General features: G+C 64.3%; 15 protein-coding genes and 2 pseudogenes. 10 read left to right on the forward strand and 7 right to left on the reverse strand.

Annotated elements, in window-relative coordinates:
- Nucleotides 1-59: 59 nt before the first annotated feature.
- Nucleotides 60-635 (reverse strand): TetR/AcrR family transcriptional regulator, encoded by a 576-nt coding sequence (locus G3T14_RS13810; protein WP_163643120.1) that lies wholly within the window; start codon nt 633-635, stop codon nt 60-62.
- 192 nt (nt 636-827) lie between these two features.
- Here G3T14_RS13810 and G3T14_RS13815 point away from each other — a divergent pair, with 192 nt between their 5' ends.
- The 4 genes from G3T14_RS13815 to panB all read left to right on the forward strand — a co-directional run bounded on the left by G3T14_RS13815 (nt 828) and on the right by panB (nt 4,473).
- Nucleotides 828-1,763 (forward strand): quinoprotein relay system zinc metallohydrolase 2, encoded by a 936-nt coding sequence (locus tag G3T14_RS13815; protein WP_163643121.1) that lies wholly within the window; start codon nt 828-830, stop codon nt 1,761-1,763.
- Between the two features lie 36 nt (nt 1,764-1,799).
- The gene (locus tag G3T14_RS13820; protein WP_163643122.1) at nt 1,800-2,627 is read left to right on the forward strand and encodes a quinoprotein dehydrogenase-associated SoxYZ-like carrier; all 828 of its coding nucleotides are present in this window, start codon (nt 1,800-1,802) and stop codon (nt 2,625-2,627) included.
- 17 nt (nt 2,628-2,644) lie between these two features.
- Nucleotides 2,645-3,220, forward strand: coding sequence for a rhodanese-like domain-containing protein (locus G3T14_RS13825; RefSeq protein WP_163643140.1), 576 nt, complete (start codon nt 2,645-2,647; stop codon nt 3,218-3,220).
- A 428-nt stretch (nt 3,221-3,648) separates the two neighbouring features.
- Entirely contained in the window at nt 3,649-4,473 is an 825-nt protein-coding gene (panB, locus tag G3T14_RS13830) for a 3-methyl-2-oxobutanoate hydroxymethyltransferase (RefSeq protein WP_163643123.1), read from the forward strand.
- On the opposite strand, the gene G3T14_RS13835 is transcribed toward panB, so the two are convergent.
- Nucleotides 4,474-5,148, reverse strand: a complete 675-nt coding sequence (locus tag G3T14_RS13835; RefSeq protein ID WP_163643124.1) for an NAD(P)H-binding protein — start codon at nt 5,146-5,148, stop codon at nt 4,474-4,476.
- Between the two features lie 202 nt (nt 5,149-5,350).
- On the opposite strand from G3T14_RS13835, the gene G3T14_RS13840 reads away from it, so the two are divergent.
- On the forward strand, nt 5,351-5,650 hold the full coding sequence (locus tag G3T14_RS13840) for a hypothetical protein (RefSeq protein WP_163643125.1): 300 nt from the start codon (nt 5,351-5,353) through the stop codon (nt 5,648-5,650).
- A gap of 76 nt (nt 5,651-5,726) precedes the next feature.
- On the opposite strand, the gene G3T14_RS13845 is transcribed toward G3T14_RS13840, so the two are convergent.
- Together G3T14_RS13845 and G3T14_RS13850 are read right to left on the reverse strand one after the other, a co-directional pair.
- Nucleotides 5,727-7,922, reverse strand: coding sequence for a TonB-dependent siderophore receptor (locus tag G3T14_RS13845; RefSeq protein ID WP_163643126.1), 2,196 nt, complete (start codon nt 7,920-7,922; stop codon nt 5,727-5,729).
- Between the two features lie 272 nt (nt 7,923-8,194).
- Entirely contained in the window at nt 8,195-9,127 is a 933-nt protein-coding gene (locus G3T14_RS13850; protein WP_163643127.1) for a LysR family transcriptional regulator, read from the reverse strand.
- A 99-nt stretch (nt 9,128-9,226) separates the two neighbouring features.
- Between G3T14_RS13850 and G3T14_RS13855 the strand changes: the two genes are divergently transcribed.
- Complete coding sequence (locus G3T14_RS13855) at nt 9,227-9,592, forward strand: hypothetical protein (protein ID WP_163643128.1); 366 nt, start codon at nt 9,227-9,229, stop codon at nt 9,590-9,592.
- Between the two features lie 174 nt (nt 9,593-9,766).
- The gene (locus G3T14_RS13860) at nt 9,767-10,879 is read left to right on the forward strand and encodes a type II asparaginase (RefSeq protein ID WP_163643129.1); all 1,113 of its coding nucleotides are present in this window, start codon (nt 9,767-9,769) and stop codon (nt 10,877-10,879) included.
- 418 nt (nt 10,880-11,297) lie between these two features.
- Here G3T14_RS13860 and G3T14_RS13865 read toward each other — a convergent pair whose 3' ends face one another.
- Nucleotides 11,298-11,696 carry a hypothetical protein gene (locus tag G3T14_RS13865; protein WP_163643130.1) on the reverse strand — a complete coding sequence of 133 codons (399 nt, stop codon included), beginning with the start codon at nt 11,694-11,696 and terminating at the stop codon, nt 11,298-11,300.
- 67 nt (nt 11,697-11,763) lie between these two features.
- On the opposite strand from G3T14_RS13865, the pseudogene G3T14_RS13870 reads away from it, so the two are divergent.
- Nucleotides 11,764-13,091 (forward strand): annotated as a pseudogene (locus G3T14_RS13870) (IS1182 family transposase); the annotation flags it as partial.
- Here G3T14_RS13870 and G3T14_RS25070 read toward each other — a convergent pair.
- Both G3T14_RS25070 and G3T14_RS13875 read right to left on the reverse strand, forming a co-directional pair.
- Nucleotides 13,064-13,498: pseudogene (locus G3T14_RS25070) on the reverse strand (transposase family protein); the annotation flags it as partial. The pseudogenes G3T14_RS13870 and G3T14_RS25070 overlap by 28 nt on opposite strands.
- Nucleotides 13,499-13,670: 172 nt before the next feature.
- Nucleotides 13,671-14,192, reverse strand: coding sequence for a methyltransferase domain-containing protein (locus G3T14_RS13875; RefSeq protein ID WP_163643131.1), 522 nt, complete (start codon nt 14,190-14,192; stop codon nt 13,671-13,673).
- Nucleotides 14,193-14,362: 170 nt separating this feature from the next.
- On the opposite strand from G3T14_RS13875, the gene G3T14_RS13880 reads away from it, so the two are divergent.
- Both G3T14_RS13880 and G3T14_RS13885 read left to right on the forward strand, forming a co-directional pair.
- A complete protein-coding gene (locus G3T14_RS13880; RefSeq protein ID WP_163643132.1) occupies nt 14,363-15,442 on the forward strand; it encodes a putative sugar O-methyltransferase in 1,080 nt (359 codons plus the stop codon).
- 116 nt (nt 15,443-15,558) lie between these two features.
- Nucleotides 15,559-16,380 (forward strand): glycosyltransferase family 2 protein, encoded by an 822-nt coding sequence (locus tag G3T14_RS13885; protein ID WP_163643133.1) that lies wholly within the window; start codon nt 15,559-15,561, stop codon nt 16,378-16,380.
- The last annotated feature ends 396 nt before the right edge of the window (nt 16,381-16,776 follow it).

Consider the following 16,776-nt stretch of genomic DNA (forward strand, 5'->3'; position numbering starts at 1 on the left):
CGCCTTGGATCGGTCTGTTATATTGTATCATTGCCCGGCGATGAAAGGCCGTCCGATTCTCAGCCGGCGGGGCCGGACCTGAGGCTATCGCACAGCGCGCTCAGGGTGCTGCGAAACCCGGCGGAACCCGCGAGCACGCGCTCAAGCAATAGCGCGCCTTCGAGGGTCGCCACCACCATCCGGGCGGACGGGCTAGGCAGGATTCCACCCCGCACGCTGCCATCGGCAATCCCCTCGGACAGGACGCGTTCGAGCCAGGCGATATGCTTGTCGAAGAACGCGGCGATGCCGGTACAGACCGGCTCCGGCAGGGTCCCGCGCTCCACCGCCAGCACGGCGCAGAGGCAGCCGAGATCGTCCTCGACGCCGCCGAGATAGAGCCGGCCATAGGCGTCGATCCGCGCCACCCCATCGGTGATCCCGGCGCGGATCGCGTCGAGGGCCACATCGTAGCGCGCGTCGTAGGCCGCCACGAGGGCGAGCGCGAGGTCGGTCTTGGTCGGGAAATGGTAATGGATGCTGGCCTTGCGGATCTTCACCGCGTCGGCGAGGTCGGCGTAGCTGAAACCGGAATAGCCGCGCCCCCGGACCAGGATCTCGGCCTGCAGCAGCAATTCCGTGCGCGTGTCTCTCATCGTTCGCCGTACCGACTGCACCCATCGAAACCCGGTAAAGCTAACGGGCCGCGAGACGACCCTGCCATTGACGCCGCAACAAATCTACCTACTAAATGGTAGCCAAGAAAAATCAGGAGGAAATCCCGTATGGCAGCCCAGCATGGCGGCTCTTCGGTGCGGTTCGCGTCGGCCCATAAGGAGACACGGCGTATGTCGAGCCTGTCCGCGAACCGGCGCCAGGCCCTGTTCGGCGGGTTGTGCCTGTGCTGCCTGCCGACCCTCGGGCGCTCGGCAGAGGGTTTTGGCCTCGACGAGGTCGGCCCCGGCATCTTCATCCGGCGCGGCCCCGATGCCGAAGCGACGGCGGACAACGCCGACGCCATCGCCAATATCGGGTTCATCGTCGGCGAAAAGTCGGTGCTGGTCACCGAATCCGGCGGCAGCCTCACCGACGGGCAATGGCTGCGGGCCGAGATCGCCAAGCGGACCGACAAGCCGATCAGCCACGTGGTGCTCACCCATGTCCACCCCGACCATTGCTTCGGGGCGGCGGCGTTTTCGGACGACAAGCCGGTCTTCGTCGGCCATCACGCCCTGCGCTCCGCCCTCGACGCACGGGGCGAATACTACCGCAACCGCCTCGTGGAGATTCTCGGCCCCGACAAGGCCGGCAGCGTGGTCTACCCGACGCTGGAGGTGAAGGACGGCGCCGAGATCGACATCGGCGGGCGCACGCTCCGCTTCACCGCGCACGGGACCGCACACACGAATTGCGACCTCTCCATGCGTGATTCCGGCAGCGGCATCCTGTTTCCGGCCGACCTGCTGTTCGTCACCCGCATCCCTTCCCTGGATGGCAGCCTGATCGGCTGGCTCAAGCAGACGGAGGTGCTCAAGGCGATGGGCGCCACCAAGGCGGTGCCGGGCCATGGCCCGACGCTGGTGGATTTCGCCCCCGCCATGGCCGACCTCACCCGCTACCTCACCACCTTGCGCGACGAGACCCGCAAGGCCGTGGCCGCCGACTTGCCGATCGACAAGGCGATCTCCAGCATCGGTCGCTCCGAGCGCGACAAGTGGGTTCTGTTCGACACCTACAATGGTCGCAACGTCACCCAGGCGTTCAAGGAACTTGAGTGGGAATGACCCGCGCGCCACATTCTTGATGAGAGGAGACACGCCATGAAGCCGTTCACCGCCACCCTCGCCCTGTCGCTCGCCCTGTCCCTGCCCGCCGCCGCGCTGCTCGTCGGCCCGGTCCACGCCGCCGGCGCCTCGGATACCGATGCCGAGCGCCTCGCCCGCTGGCAGGAGATCCGCACCTCGATCTTCGGCGACAAGGTGGTGGCCACCACCGACACGCTGGTGAAGATCGACGCGCCCGTCCGCGCTCTCGACGCGTCCCTGGTGCCGATCACCCTTACCATGCCGGAGAAGGACAAGATCGCCGCGGTGCATTTCGTCATCGACGACAATCCGTCGCCCTACGCCGCCCACATCACCTTCGGGCCGGCCGCCGATCCCGGCGAGATCAAGCTCCGCGTGCGCGTGAACAACTACACCAACGTCCACGCCATCGCCGAGACCAAGGACGGCAAACTGTTCGAGGCCGCCAAGTTCGTGAAGGCGTCCGGCGGCTGCTCGGCCCCGATGGGCATGACCGACGAGGAGGCGATGCAGGGCATGGGCGATATGAAGATGAAGTTTGCCGACGGCGGCGCCGGCAAGGCCACGGAGGCGACACTGATGATCCGCCACCCGAACTTCAGCGGCATGCAGATGAACCAGGTTACCCGCGACTACACCCCGGCCCGCTACATCCAGAAGGTCGTGGTCACGCAAGGCGCGCGCAACATCCTCACCCTCGACGGCGACATCTCCATCGCCTCGAACCCGGTGCTCAACTTCGCCTTCCTGCCCGAGGGCGGCGAACCGATTAAGGTGACGGCCTCGGACAACCAGAACGGGCGCTGGGAGCACAGCTTCCCGCTTCCGAGCCCGAGCAATTGAGGAGCGCGCCGCCGATGATGCGCCTCCTCACCGCTGCGACTGCCGCGCTCCTGCTCGCGGCGGCGGCCCCGGCCGATTCGCCCGTGAACTTGCCCGAGCCGGAGGGCTTCCACACCGGGGTCCAGCAAGGCTACACGCCCCCGACCCTGACGGGTGCGATGGTCCTCGACATCGACGGGCTCGACGCGCTGATGGCGCAGGCCGAGCCGGTGCTCATCGACGTGGCGCTCGCCGACCGGCGCCCTGCCGGGATGGCGGCGGACAAGCCCTGGCTGCCCGCCCACCGTACGATCCCGAACGCGGTCTGGATGCCCAATGCCGGCGCCGCTCCCCTCGATCCCGCCCACGAAGCGCTGTTCCTTGAGCGCGTCGCCGAACTGACGGGGGGCGACAAAGCCAAGCCGATCGTCACCTTCTGCCACCCCGATTGCTGGGGTAGCTGGAACGCCGGCAAGCGGCTGGTCCAGCAGGGCTATTCGCGCGTCCACTGGTTCCCCACCGGCATCGAGGGGTGGCAGGACAGGCACGAAACGGCGGTGGTGAAGGAGGATGCGGCGTGGAGCCAGCGGAGTGCGGGACTAGCACAGCGCTAGGCTCCGACGATTTCGCAACGGCGCAGTGCGATCTCGGCGCAGATCGCGAGTGCCGTCGGGCCGCCGCGATCGCTCAAAAAATCAGCGTTTACAAGACCCTCCACCCGCACGACCGCAGTTGACACGGGCCGACTTGTGGCGGAAGAAAGGCACGCGGAGGCGCCCCGAAGTCTAGGGAGGAAACGCCCACCGAGAGCGCGGGATAGCGACGCCATCGCCGTCACCGCACCGGGTGTTCAAAGGCCCTCCGCCCGTTTTCGACATCGTTTGTGCTGACATTCCGTGGCGTCCCTCGCAGCGCCGGCGGGTGGTCGTGTGGGATCGCCGCGCGGCCCGGGCCACGACGGTGTATAGCTTGCCCAGAAGCCGTTCCCGTCCAGACCGCCCCAGGGGTTGTCGGGCGCGAAACAAGAGCCGGGTGGAAATCGATGTCGCAAGTTGTCCAGTCGCGCCGCATCCGCGCCATCGACCTCGCCAAGCGCAAGGCGGCGGGCGTCAAGATCATCGCGCTCACCGCCTATCACGCCCACACCGCCGGCATCCTCGATCCGCATTGCGACTTCATCCTCGTCGGCGATTCGCTCGGCATGGTGATGCACGGCATGGAATCGACGTTGCCTGTGACGTTGGAGATGATGATCGTGCAGGCGCAGGCGGTGATCCGCGGAACCACGCGCGCGCTCATCGTGGTCGACATGCCGTTCGGTTCCTACGAGGCGAGCCGGGAGCAGGCATTCCTGAACGCCGCCCGTGTGCTCAAGGAGACGGGGGCGGGCGCGATCAAGATGGAGGGCGGGGCGCATTTCGCCGAGACCGTCGCCTTCCTGGTGCAGCGCGGCATTCCGGTGATGGGCCATATCGGCCTCACGCCCCAATCGGTGAACACCATGGGCGGGTTCAAGGTGCAGGGCCGCGACACGGAGGGCGAGCACCGCCTGATGGCGGACGCCAAGGCGATCAACGACGCCGGCGCCTTCGCCATCGTGATGGAGGGCATCGTCGAGCCGGTGGCCCGGGCCATCGCCACCTCGCCCGACATCACCACCCCCACCATCGGGATCGGCGCCACCACCGCCTGCGACGGGCAGATCCTGGTGCTCGAGGACATGCTGGGACTGAGCGACCGCGCCCCGAAATTCGTCAAGCGCTTCGGGTCCCTGCGGGCCCATATCGAGGGCGCCGTCGAGGCCTATGCCGAGGAGGTCCGTGCCGGCCGCTTCCCGGCGGACGAGCACACCTACCAGCCGGTGTGATCAGCCGGCCTGTGCGGCCAGGCGAGCAATGTCGCGGGCTTCGACCACGCGGGCCGTGCCGCCGTGCTTGGCCAGCGCCAGCATCGCCCGGGCGAGTTCCTCGGTGCTGGTGACGTAGGCCGGGACCAGCCGCTGGAGCAGTGGCAGCACCGGGGCAAGAACGCGGTAGACGCGGTCGATATACGCCACGCGTGCCCGGATGCCGTGCAACGGCCGGATCATGGCCGGGCGCACTGCATAGACGCGCCGGAACGGCAGACGGAACAGGTCATTCTCGGTCCGGCCGCGCACGCGCGCCCACATCACGCGGCCGTTTTCCGAGGAATCCGCGCCAACAGCCGAGACGTAGACGAACGTCATTCCGGGATTGAGCCGCGACAACGTCCGCGCCGCCGCCAAGGTATAGTCGTAAGTGACGCGCGCATATTGCGCCTCCGACAAACCCACCGACGACGTCCCGAGGCAGAACAGGCAGGCATCGGCTCCCGCCAACGCGGCCTCGATCGCCGAGAGGTCGAGGAAGTCGGTCTGGACGATCTCATGAAGCTTGGGATCGCGGGTCGCGGTGGGCGCCCGCACCACGGAGACCACGCGCGCGATCGCCGGGTCGGCCAGAACCTCGCGCAGGGCCCCCTGCCCGATCATTCCGGTGGCTCCGAACAAAACGATCTTCATGAGCGCACTCCCAGCGGGGACCGTCCCTCGCTCCCGCGATATCGACCCGCGCGGCCTTGGGCGGTAGAGTCGGGACGGGAGCACGTGCGCGTTCGCACGTCCGCGCCGGCCTCATGGCCGGTCGCGCTCACCATTCAGAAACCATTCGGAGTTCAGATTCCAGGGTAACCTGATCTGCTCAGAATCGAGAAGGAACGGAGTCATGAAGCGCATATTGGTTGGTCTGACGATGGCCGCCACCCTCGCCGCGGCCACGATACCCGCCGCCCAGGCCCGCGACGGCATCGGTGCCGGTGGTGCAGCGGCATTGGGCGTGCTCGGCGGCCTCGCCGTCGGCGGCGCCATCGCCTCGTCGCAGAACAACGGCTACTACCCCGGCCGCCCGGTCTATCGCGAGCCGCGCCCGGTCTATGTCGAGGAAGAGGTCTGCCACACCGAACGGCGCGGCTTCGTCGACGCCTACGGCTACGAGCACATCCGCCGCGTCCGCGTCTGCGAATAGGCGCTTTGCGGCGTCACGCGAGAAACTCTGCGTGACGCTGCCCCTATCTGTTCGATCGATTTGATCGGAGCCGGGCTCACCACTTGTAGCCGAGGCTTGCGATGATGCGGCGTTGGGTGCCGTAGAAGCAGGCGGTGGCGGTCGAGCACGACGAGACGAAGCGCTTGTCGCCGGCGTTCTGGATATTCACCGCCGCCCGCCAGCCGTCGCGCTCGTAATGCACCGCCGCGTCGAAGGTGACGTATTCCGGCACGATGAGGCTGTTGGCGACGTTGGCATAGGACCGGCCGACATAGTTCACGCCGCCGCCGAAGCCGAAGCCTTTATAGTCGCCGAGCGGGATCGTGTAGTCGGCCCAGAGCGAGGCGAAGGTCTCGGGGATGCCCACCGGCACCTTGCCGAGATCGAGCGTCGTCCCCTCGATCGTGCGCAGGCCATAGACCGTATAGGATGCGATGAGGTTGAGGCCCTCGGCGAGGTTGGCCGTGGCCGAGGCCTCGAACCCGCGCGAGCGCACCGCACCGATCTGCAGGCTCTGGAACACGTTGGTCGGATCGGGCGTCAGCACGTTCGAGCGCTTCAGATCGAACGCCGCCACCGTGAAGAAGGTGTTCCAGCCGACCGGCTGAAGCTTGGCGCCGACCTCGATCTGTTCGCCCCTGTCGGCCTTGAACGGACGGTTGTTGCCGTCGACGCCGGCGGTCGGGTTGAACGAGGTGCCGTAGGTGACGTAGGGGGCGAGCCCGTTGTCGAAGTTGTAGATCAGGCCGAGGCGACCGGAGAACGCGCTCTCGTCCTTGGAGGTCGAATTGGCAAGCACCAGCTTGTCCTGGACGACGTTGCTGACGAAGTCCTGCCGCCCGCCGATGAGGAAGGTCAGGCGCTGGGTGAGCGCCACCTGATCCTGGGCATAGAGGCCGACCTGTTGGAGCTGCTGGTTGACCACGCGGTAGGGCACCGGACTCGTGCTGCCCTGATAGTAGCGCGGCGACAGGATGCTCAAGGACGGGACCGGGAAGCTCGACGCCTGATTGTCCGATAGGCTGTAGCGCTTGTAGTCGACGCCCATCAGCACGGTATGACCGAAGTATCCGTCGCTGAAGCGCGCCTCGGCTTGGTTGTCGACCGTGAACAAGCCGGCGCGCGGCGTGGTCAGGAAGCCGTAGCGGGACAACTCGGTCTGCGCGGCATCGGCATAGCCGTTGCCGACGTAGCGCTGGTCGCGCACCTCGGTGAACGAATAGCGAAAATTCTGCCGCACGGTCCAGACGTCGTCGAAATGGTGCTCGAATTCGTAGCCGAGATTGGCCTGGTTGCGGGTGTAGCCATCCACCAGCGGATCGCTGGCGTTGAGCTGGCGATCGATGCGCAGGCCCGAGACGTTGGGGCGCACGGTGCCGTAATAGGGCAGGAACTGGCCCGCGCCGCCGGTATTGTCGCGCTGGAAGCTGGTGAGCACCGTGAAGGTGGTGGCCCCGTCCGGCTTATAGGTGAAGCTCGGGGCGATGTAGTAGCGGTCCTCCGGCGCGAACCGGACCTGCGCGTCGCTGTTCTGCAGGCGCCCGGTCAGGCGGTAGAACCAATGGCCCGAATCGTCCGCCGGCCCGCCGAGATCGAATGCGGCATAGCGCTGGTTGAACGAGCCGCCGCCGACTTCGACGTAATGCAACGGCTCGGCGGTGGGACGCTTCGAGACGATGTTGACGAGGCCGCCCACGGGGCTGCCGCCGAACAGGGTCGCGGCCGGGCCGCGCAGCACCTCGATGCGCTCGGCCCCGAACGGATCGATGCGGTAATTCGCAAACGAGGTCTGGAACAGCTGCAGACCATCGCGAAACAGGCCGGTCTCGGTGGCCGAGAAGCCGCGGATCAGGAACCAGTCGAGGCGGGTGTCGGGACCGAACTGGTTGGCGTAGATGCCGGGCGTGTAGCGCACGGCTTCGGAGACGGTCTGCGAGCGCTGCGCCTCGATCTGCTGGGCGCCGACGACGCTGATCGATTGCGGCGTGCGGATCAGCGGCGTGTCGGTCTTCGTCGCCGTGGCGCTGCGCTTGGCCACATAGCCGTCGATCGGGCCGCGCGCCGTCTCGGGTACACGGACGCCAGGCGCCGCGACCACGCCGTTGCCCCGGCCGGTGCCGGCCGCCGCGCCTTCGACGCTCAGTGTTTCCAGGGTGACGGCGCTCTGCTGAGCGGCGGCCGTCGCCGTCAGTGCGATGAGGGAGACCCCGGCCAGGGCCAGACCGTGCAGCGGCAGTCGGAGTGCGACCATGGTTCTGTCCCTGTGACACGCGCAGCACGACGGGCTCGCGCAACAGGCGAGTGACGGCGCGAGCGCTCTTTAGAATTACAATAAGGTACTGTAATACAAGCTGTTTTCGACTCCGAGGTATCCGCGTAGCAGGGCGCCTGACAAGAGGCGTATTTGTATCTGTCCAGCAGCGTGGCACGGACAACACAGCGTTGGAGAGGCACCGCGCGATCATCGCGCGCGCCGGCGATGACGCTGGGTATGCCCTGCAGGCTTCCCGGATCCTGCGGTTTTCAGATCGTCTCGGTGGGGCGGTCGGTCAGCATCTGGATGGTCCGCCGCAGCCAGCGATGGGCCGGGTCGTCATCGTAGGAGGCGTGCCAGAGCATCGAGACGACCACGTCCTCCAACGCCACCGGCGCCGGGCTCACGGTGAGGCCGAGCGCGCCGGCGAAGAAGGTGGCGAGGCGCGCATGCATGGTGGTGAGCACCGGCGCGCTGCGCACGAGGAACGGCACCGCGAGAAAGCGCGGAGTGGTCACCGCCAGGGTGCGCCGCCGCCCGAGCTTGGCGAGCGCATCGTCGACCACGCCGTGCGCGGTCTCCTTCAGGCTGGTCAGCACATGGGGAAAGCCCAGATAATCATCCAGGGAGATCGGCGGCTCCAGGCCGACGAGGTCGGCATTGAACATGCACAGGTAGCTGTCGCGGTAGAGCAGGCGCTGCTTGTGGTGGGTCTGACCCTCGGTGAAGAAGCCGATGCCGAGATCGACCCGGTCGGCATCGAGTTCCTGCAGGATGCGGATGCGGTCGATGGAGCGCAGGAGCAGGCTGATGCCCGGCGCCTCCGCCCGCAGATGCGCGAGGAGACGCGGGCCGATCAGCACCTCCGCGCTGTCCGGCAAGCCGATGGTGAAGGTCCGGGTCACGGTACGCGGGTCGAACTCCGCATCGCGGCGGACCAGCGCCTGTACCTGACGCAACAGGGTGCGGACGGGCTCGGCCAGCGCCAGGGCGCGTGGCGTCGGGCGCATGCCGTCGGGCGCGCGGGTGAGGAGTTCATCGGAAAACAGAATCCGCAAGCGAGCGAGGCTGCTGCTCATCGCCGATTGACCGATGCCGATGCGGGCGGCGGCCCGGGTAACGCTGCGTTCCGCCAACAGGGCGTCGAGGGCGACCAGAAGGTTCAGGTCGACCCGGGATAGATCGATATGATCAATAGTCACTATCGATCCGTTCTGTTTGATCCATGCTGCATCGCACAGCATATTCGCTCCAGAAGCAAGGGCGACACGCTCCTTGCCCCAGAGCAGTGACCCGGCATCATGACACGTCGCAGCACATTCCTCGCCGCCGCCCTCCTCACCGGCTTCACCGGTGTCGCCAACGCCGAGACGATCAAGCCGCTGGATGGCAACAGCGTCACCCTCGGCGACCTCGCGGGCGTCGCCTATTACACCGCCGAAGCCAAGGGCTACCGGGTCGTCGTGACCCTGGCCCGAACCGAGACCGCCCGTTCGATTCGTTTCGAAACCGTCCTCGCCTCCGGCCAGAGCGTGACGCTCTCGACCCCCCGCGAGCTCGGCGCCGACGCCCAGGTGGTCGAGATCACCCGCACCGGCGATCTGGTCTCGGTGTCCCGCGCAAAGGCCGCCCCGGTCCCGACCCGCGAAGCGGCCGCGCTCGACTGAGGATCGGGCGATGATCCTCCATCCCTCCCGGCCATCCGCGGCCGGAAGGTCGTCCGCATTCGGGCTTTCCGTCCTGATGACTGGGAATTGAGCGGGGGCCGCCGTCTTTTTCGGCTGTGCGGGGCCGACGCGGGAAGCCACAATGGGCTAACCGCCACGTCTCGGGACAACATCATGCGCGCATGCCTGCCGACCGCCCTGGTCGCCCTGCTGATCGGAACCGCCCTGCCCGTCAGCGCGCTGGAGGGGCCGGTACCGGCCAAGCCCGGCGAGACCACGACCGCCGCGCCCTATTCGGGCAAACCCCGGGTCGTGATCGTCGCCACCGGCGGCACCATCGCGGGTGCGGGCGCGGATGCGGCCAACAGCGCCACCTACCAGGCCGCCAAGGTGCCGGTGGACAAGCTCATCGCCGCAGTGCCGGCCATCGCGCAGGTGGCCGATGTGCGCGGCGAACAGGCGTTCCAGATCGCCTCGGAGAGCTTCACCAACGCGCAGCTCATCCAGCTCGCCAAGCAGGTCTCGGCCCTGGTCAAGCGCGACGACGTTGACGGCGTCGTCATCACCCACGGCACCGACACGGTGGAGGAGACGGCCTACTTCCTCGACCTCGTGGTGAAGACCGACAAGCCCATCGTAATGGTCGCCTCGATGCGGCCCTCCACCGCGATCTCGGCGGACGGCGCCCTCAACCTGCTCGACGCAGTGGTGGTGGCCGGCGCCAAGGATTCGCGCGCCAAGGGCGTGCTGCTCACCATGAACGACGAGATTCAGGCGGGGCGCGATTCGACGAAGCGCGTCAACATCAAGCCCTCGGCCTTCTTCAGCCAGTGGGGGCCGCTCGGCATGGTGGTGGAGGGCAAGACCTATTGGTTCCGCGCCCCGGTGAAGCGCCACGGCACCACCTCCGAATTCGACATCGACACCATCGATGCGCTGCCCGACGTCGCCATCGTCTACGGCTCGGGCAACATGCACCCGGAGCCCTACACCTCCGCCGTCGCCACCGGCGCCAAGGCGATCATCCATGCGGGCACCGGCAACGGCTCGGTGGCCGGCTACCTCGTGGATACTCTGAAGGACATCCGCTCCAAGGGCGTGCTGATCATCCGCTCGTCCCGCGTCGGTGACGGCTTCGTGCTGCGCAACGCCGAGCAGCCCGACGACAAGTACGATTGGGTGGTGGCCCACGACCTCAACCCGCAGAAGGCCAAGATCCTGGCCGCCGTGGCGATGACCAAGACGCAGGACACCAAGGAGCTGCAGCGGATCTTTTGGGAGTATTGAGCGCGCGCGGCGTCCACGGTGGCACTGGACGGCCGCTACCGATAGTGGGGTCTACGCCGGGCAAATCCGCTCCGCGTGGGCGACTGGATCGGTGAGCCGAAGGCAGGATGACGTCCCACCGAGCCCAAGCAAGGGCGCCGAGATGTTTTTCAATCGGCCGGCCGCGGGCGTTGTCCTCACTTTCGCCCTCGGCGGCCTGATCACCGCAGCTTAGGCCAGTGAGGATTGGCCACCGAGATTTACCGAACAAAGCTTCCAGCGCTCGTGCTGTTCTCATTGGGTGACAGCTTCGTTACCTGGAACGTAGGTGTCAGACCGTCTTCGGTTGATTGAATTGGGCAGGGATTCCTGCTGAGGGGTTGGCCGGTTAGGGCCTGTTCGGTGTCTCATGAGGCAGTGTGAAGAGAGCGGCTTGTGATCAGGCCTGCCTGACATCACGGAAGGTTGCTTTGAGGTTTTGCAGGACACGCGGGTCGTTGGTGGCGACCTCGTAGAAGGTGCTGTCGATGGCGCGCACGATCAACACGGGCACCGTAGCGCTCGCATCCACGTAACCCTGGAACTCGCCCCAGATCACCTGCTGGGTTCCGTTGGCGAGGTCTCGCAGCCGATCTCCCTTGATCCGCCTGCCGGAGGCGGCAAGCTCTTCGAGACGTCCGGCCTGTTCGCCCGTCGCATCGAAAGCCTCATCGTATACTGCGACACCGCTTATCATCCACCAGCATTCGATGGCCTGCGCTCCGAGCGCCGCCAGGATATGACGTAGATCGAAATCAAGTACGCCGTTGGTCATGTCGTATATTCGAACGATATACATAGCCGATCTCCTTATTCGAAGCCTGAACTGAGTATGATAGTCTTTGTGCTAAGGTGGGAGGCGAAAAATGACACGCTTTGTCCCAGCTGCAGATCGTCACCAGGTCGCCCTGCTCACTGATTGCCTGGACGATTACGTCACGCAAGATAATCCGGCCCGTGTCGTTGATGCGTTTGTCGACGACACGGATCTCGCAGCCCTCGGCTTTGCCGGCGTGACGCCCACCGCAACTGGCCGGCCGGGCTATCACCCCGCGACGCTGACGCTGTTGAAGCTCTACCTGTACGGATACCTCAACCAGATCCCGTCGAGTCGGCGCCTGGAACGGGAGGCCAGCTGCAATGTCGAGCCGATTTGGTTGACCGGTCGACTCGCGCCTGACTTCAAGACGATCGCAGACTTCCGGCGCGAGAACGGGGACGCGCTTCGCGCGACCTGCCGGCACTTCGTGATGCTCTGCCGGCAGGTCGGTCTCCTGGCCGGAGGCGTCGTGGCCGTCGACGGCAGCCGGTTCAAGGCCGTGAACACGCGCGACCGGAACTTCACCCCGGCCGCAGTCCGCAGGCGCATCGAGCAGGTCGAGACGAGCATCGTGCGCTACCTCGCGGCCCTCGACACCGCCGACCGTCAGGAGGCCGAGGTGACAGAGCTTCGAACCCCGCGCCTGAAGGAGCGGCTCTCCGCACTCCGGGATCGGCTACGCGCGCTGCAGGCGATGGAGACGCTCGTCGAGGCCGCGCCGGACCGACAGATCTCGCTGACCGACCCCGATGCGCGGGCCATGGCGACGAACGGCAAGGGCACCGGGCTCGTCGGCTACAACGTTCAGGCAGCGGTGGACACGAAGCATCACCTTGTCGTCGCCCATGAAGTGACCAATGTCGGCCACGACCGCACCCAGCTCGCTAATATCGCGGGGCAAGCTCAGGCCGCCGCGGGCGAAGAAGCCATCCAGGTCCTGGCGGATCGGGGCTACTTCTCCGGTGAGGAGATCCTGGCCTGCGACCGGGCGGAGATCGTGGTCACCCTGCCAAAGCCGATGACGTCCGGTGCAAAGGCCGAGGGCCGATTCGGCAAGCAGGACTTTGTCTACCAGGCGAGCGACGACACCTATCGCTGTCCGGGGGACCAGACGCTGACCTATCGCTTCGAGAGCATCGAGAACGGGATGACCCTACGGCGGTACTGGACGTCGGCTTGTCCGACTTGCCCGATCAAGAACCTTTGCACGCCTGCCGAGCAGCGTCGCGTCACGCGCTGGGAACACGAGCACGTGCTGGAAGCCGTCCAGCGCCGGCTCGACGAGACCCCGAACGCGATGCGTGACCGCCGGCAGACGGTCGAGCACGTCTTCGGCACCATCGAGTCGGCAGCGGCCATTTGCGGATGCCCCGCAGCAGCGTCGTGGCACTGGTGGGCATCGCTATGTGCGGCAGCAGTCGGGCGGCGGGTGTGGCACCGAGCGCCAGCGCGGTCCGAACCTGGGCATCGACCAGCCGGTGGGTCCTCTGAGCGTAGCGGTCAAGGAGGCGAGGCAAGCGCTCGGCGAAGGTGCGGCGCGCGCAAGCAGGATCGTGGCAGTAGAAACATCGGATCGTCAGGGTCAGACGCACCTGCTGACCGCTCGTCGGAAGGTCGGCGGGTTGCCGATGATAGCGACTATGGACCAATCTGCTGATCGTTCGACAGGTGGGACAGCAGGCGTGATCGCGCTTCGCTTCAGCGCCAATGCAAAGAGACGAACCGTCGTTACGTGAGACTTGAAGAATACGGCAGCCGGAGAGATGACAGAAATGGGTCATACCCAGATCTGAGAATCCGTCCCGGGCTCAGCCAGGAGCAGTCTCAGTCGCACCCCAATCCACGAAACTTGGCGAAGAGCCACTTTTCAGAGGACAGGCCAGACGACTCCCGCCGCCGTCATGATCCTCATCCGAAGGATTGGACGTGCCTCATGACTTATCGGACGGACCCTCAGACTTTCCGAGCGTACCCCCATACCATCTGAGGGATATGTCCGTGGTTCGTCATGGGATGATGTTCGGCGACCGCCGGCGCATGGCTTTGGTCGATTGCATGCTGAAGGAAGCACTCGTAATTGCCCCACCCCCCGGTGACAATATTCTCGGGCTTGAACCCGGAGTCCTCGAGCATGAACCCCATTCCCTGTGGGGTCCAACGCCAGCAATCAAGGGGGGTCGGGTGGATATGAAAGATGAAAGGCGTTGTAATGAGGGCGTAGCCGCCCTCCTTCAGCCCATCGAACATGTTTTTTGCTGCCCGCCAGGGGTAGCGGACATGTTCAAAAACCTGTTCCGCAACGATAAGATCATACTTCTGCTCGAAGGGGTCATTGCACACGTCAAAGTCGGGATAAGCCTTCGACGTGTAGCTTTTCCATTCAGCAAAATCGTTCCAAGCGTCGCCGGAAATCTCGCAAACATCCATGCTTTCAGGAGACGATCCGCGTACTAACCGCGCCGTCTCTTCGTCCATAACCCATCTTATCCATGGCCTGTGTTTTGGCATCCCGACCTCAATTGCTCACATGCGGCCGGTACCGTGCCATTCGAAATTTGCGGGTGTCAACGCCGGGCACGTCTCAATTTCTTTCTATCCGACCTACGGGTGTGGTAGCTACCTCGCCTCAATAAAGTGAGGTACCTATGTACGCTGCGACCCGCGATTGGCTGTTCCACCGCCCCATCGAACACACGCTCGGGGAGTTCGCTGCAGCCGAAGGTGCACCGTGCAATCTCTCTGCGACGGCCATACGCCGGATCGCCACGGCCTACACTGACGCCGTCGATACAGATTTAGGGGACCGGGGAATCGACTGGCTGGGCATGTACGGTACGATGAAAGCCGACATTCATGAAGCCCTGGTGTCTGGTTCTCACGAGGAAATATGCGCCTTCCTGGCTAACCCCGCCAGCAACATGATGTTCTACGGGTTCGAAAACACCTATAACGGGCAGGTCGAACAGAGTGAGGGGCATCACCGCATCCAGAGCCACTTTATCTATAACAGCCTTTTGCGGGTAGCTGAGGCTACGGGTGTTGTCCGCATGGAAGACCCCGAGCCCTACGATCTGACCGGCGATCCTCCGACTCCGCTCTTAGTTGAGGACATCCTTCTCAAGCTGGATGACGCACTCGGCTTCCGTATCGATTTCCCGAACCCCTACCCGAATGAGGTTGGCTATCCGACTTCGCGTGGTATCGCCAGTTACCGCGCCGTGCAGGCCCTCTATCAGGTATGGCGCATTATGCAGTTGGCCGGAGGCCGGCACCGCAGCGTAGTGGAAATCGGTGCCGGGCTTGGCCGCAACGCTTACTATGCACGCAGGGCCGGGTTGGATCGCTACACCATTGTGGACATTCCGATGACTAGCGCCGCACAAGCCTACTTTTTAGCGCGCACATTGGGCGAGGATGCCATTCAGGTTTATGGCGAAAGCAATAACGCCCCCATCCGCATTCTACCGCCAGAGGATTTCCTGCGTAGCGCCGAGCGGTACGATCTCATCGTCAACATTGACAGCCTGCCGGAGATGGATGCGGCCGTATCCAAACGGTACTTCGACCACATAGCGCGACGCACACCCACGTTTCTTTCAATCAATCACGAGATATTACCGATAACTGTCCGTAATTATTACGTAGAGTGCCGAAATTTTCGATTTGAGCGTCAGCCATATTGGTTACGGCGCGGTTATGTCGAAGAAGTTGTTCGGTTCTTATAGAAATAAAAGTAAATTTGCCTTCGAAACCTGATACTGCAGTATAGTATCGTAATTCGCGCTTCGCTGCGCACTGATTTTACCAAAATTTCTTAGCAAAATTGCCATGGAGGCCACGAATGGATTACCTGACCGCCTGCTGTACCGCGAAGGACGAGGCGCCCATCATCCTTGAGTGGATCGCATTCCACATCGCCGCTGGGTTCGACCGTCTCGTCATCATCGACAACGGCAGCACGGACGGCACACCCGACGTGATTCGCAGCTTTTGGGACCAGGACAAAATCGACCTGATCGATTGGCCGGGCCCGGGCACGCAGGTGGCCATGTACGAGCGCGTGGCCGCGAACTACCGTGATCGCACCGAGTGGCTCGCTTTCATCGACGCTGACGAGTTCCTATACCCAACTGAGGGCACAGACCTACGCGAGACGCTGAAAGCGATGCCGAACGTCGATGGCATCGGCGTGCACTGGCACATCTACGGTTCGTCTGGGCACACAGAGGCACAGCCTGGGCTGGTGATCGAGAACTATCAACGCCGCGCAGAGCCGGACTTCATCTACAACCGGCACATCAAAAGCGTCGTGCGGGCAGCTAAGATCGTGAAGGTGTACTCGTCGCACCTTGTCGCGCCAGCTGCCGGCATGGTCGACGACGTTGGCAACGAGCTGCACCTCGGGCCGCCCTACGGCTGGTATTCCGAAAAGCCTGCATCGCATGTTCGCCTGCGGCTAAACCACTACCACACTCGGTCCAAGGGCGAGTACCGCACAAAGGCGATGCGAGGCTATTTCGGCGTCGATGACGAGAAGCTGGCCACTGAGCAGCGATTCCGAGATATGTTCGAAGCCCATGACCGCAACGAGGTGTTTGACGATAGCGCGATGCGGTTCGCGCCAGAGGTTCGAGCGTCAATGGCGCGCCTACCGGAAATCTAGATCCCGGCCGAAAAATCTTATGCATAAATGGCAGTCCCTGACGTCACATACTGATGTCCATATTGGAGCCAATACTACCGTTGGCTTGTAATTTCGCAAGATAGACGCCAATGGTAATGTCTGATCTGTAAAATACGGCGACATAAGCAGATTACATCTTGAAAAATTCGAGGCGAATTATCTACATTGCTAGAGTCTGTCCGGAGACATATTGAAGGTCAGGAAGGATTTGTGATTCAAGAGGGCTTTGAGGAGCCTGTTTAGATGTGGACGAAGGAAAACCGGGCTCACTACGACCGGAGCTGCTTGCGTTATCCGAGCGCGTCTGATACCGTCTCCGGTTGATTATCTCTGCATGGTTTGCTGGGGCCACCAGTGGAAGAGGGTGTTGTCCCG

The organism is Methylobacterium sp. BTF04, from assembly GCF_010692745.1.
In the GTDB taxonomy this organism is placed as follows: domain Bacteria; phylum Pseudomonadota; class Alphaproteobacteria; order Rhizobiales; family Beijerinckiaceae; genus Methylobacterium.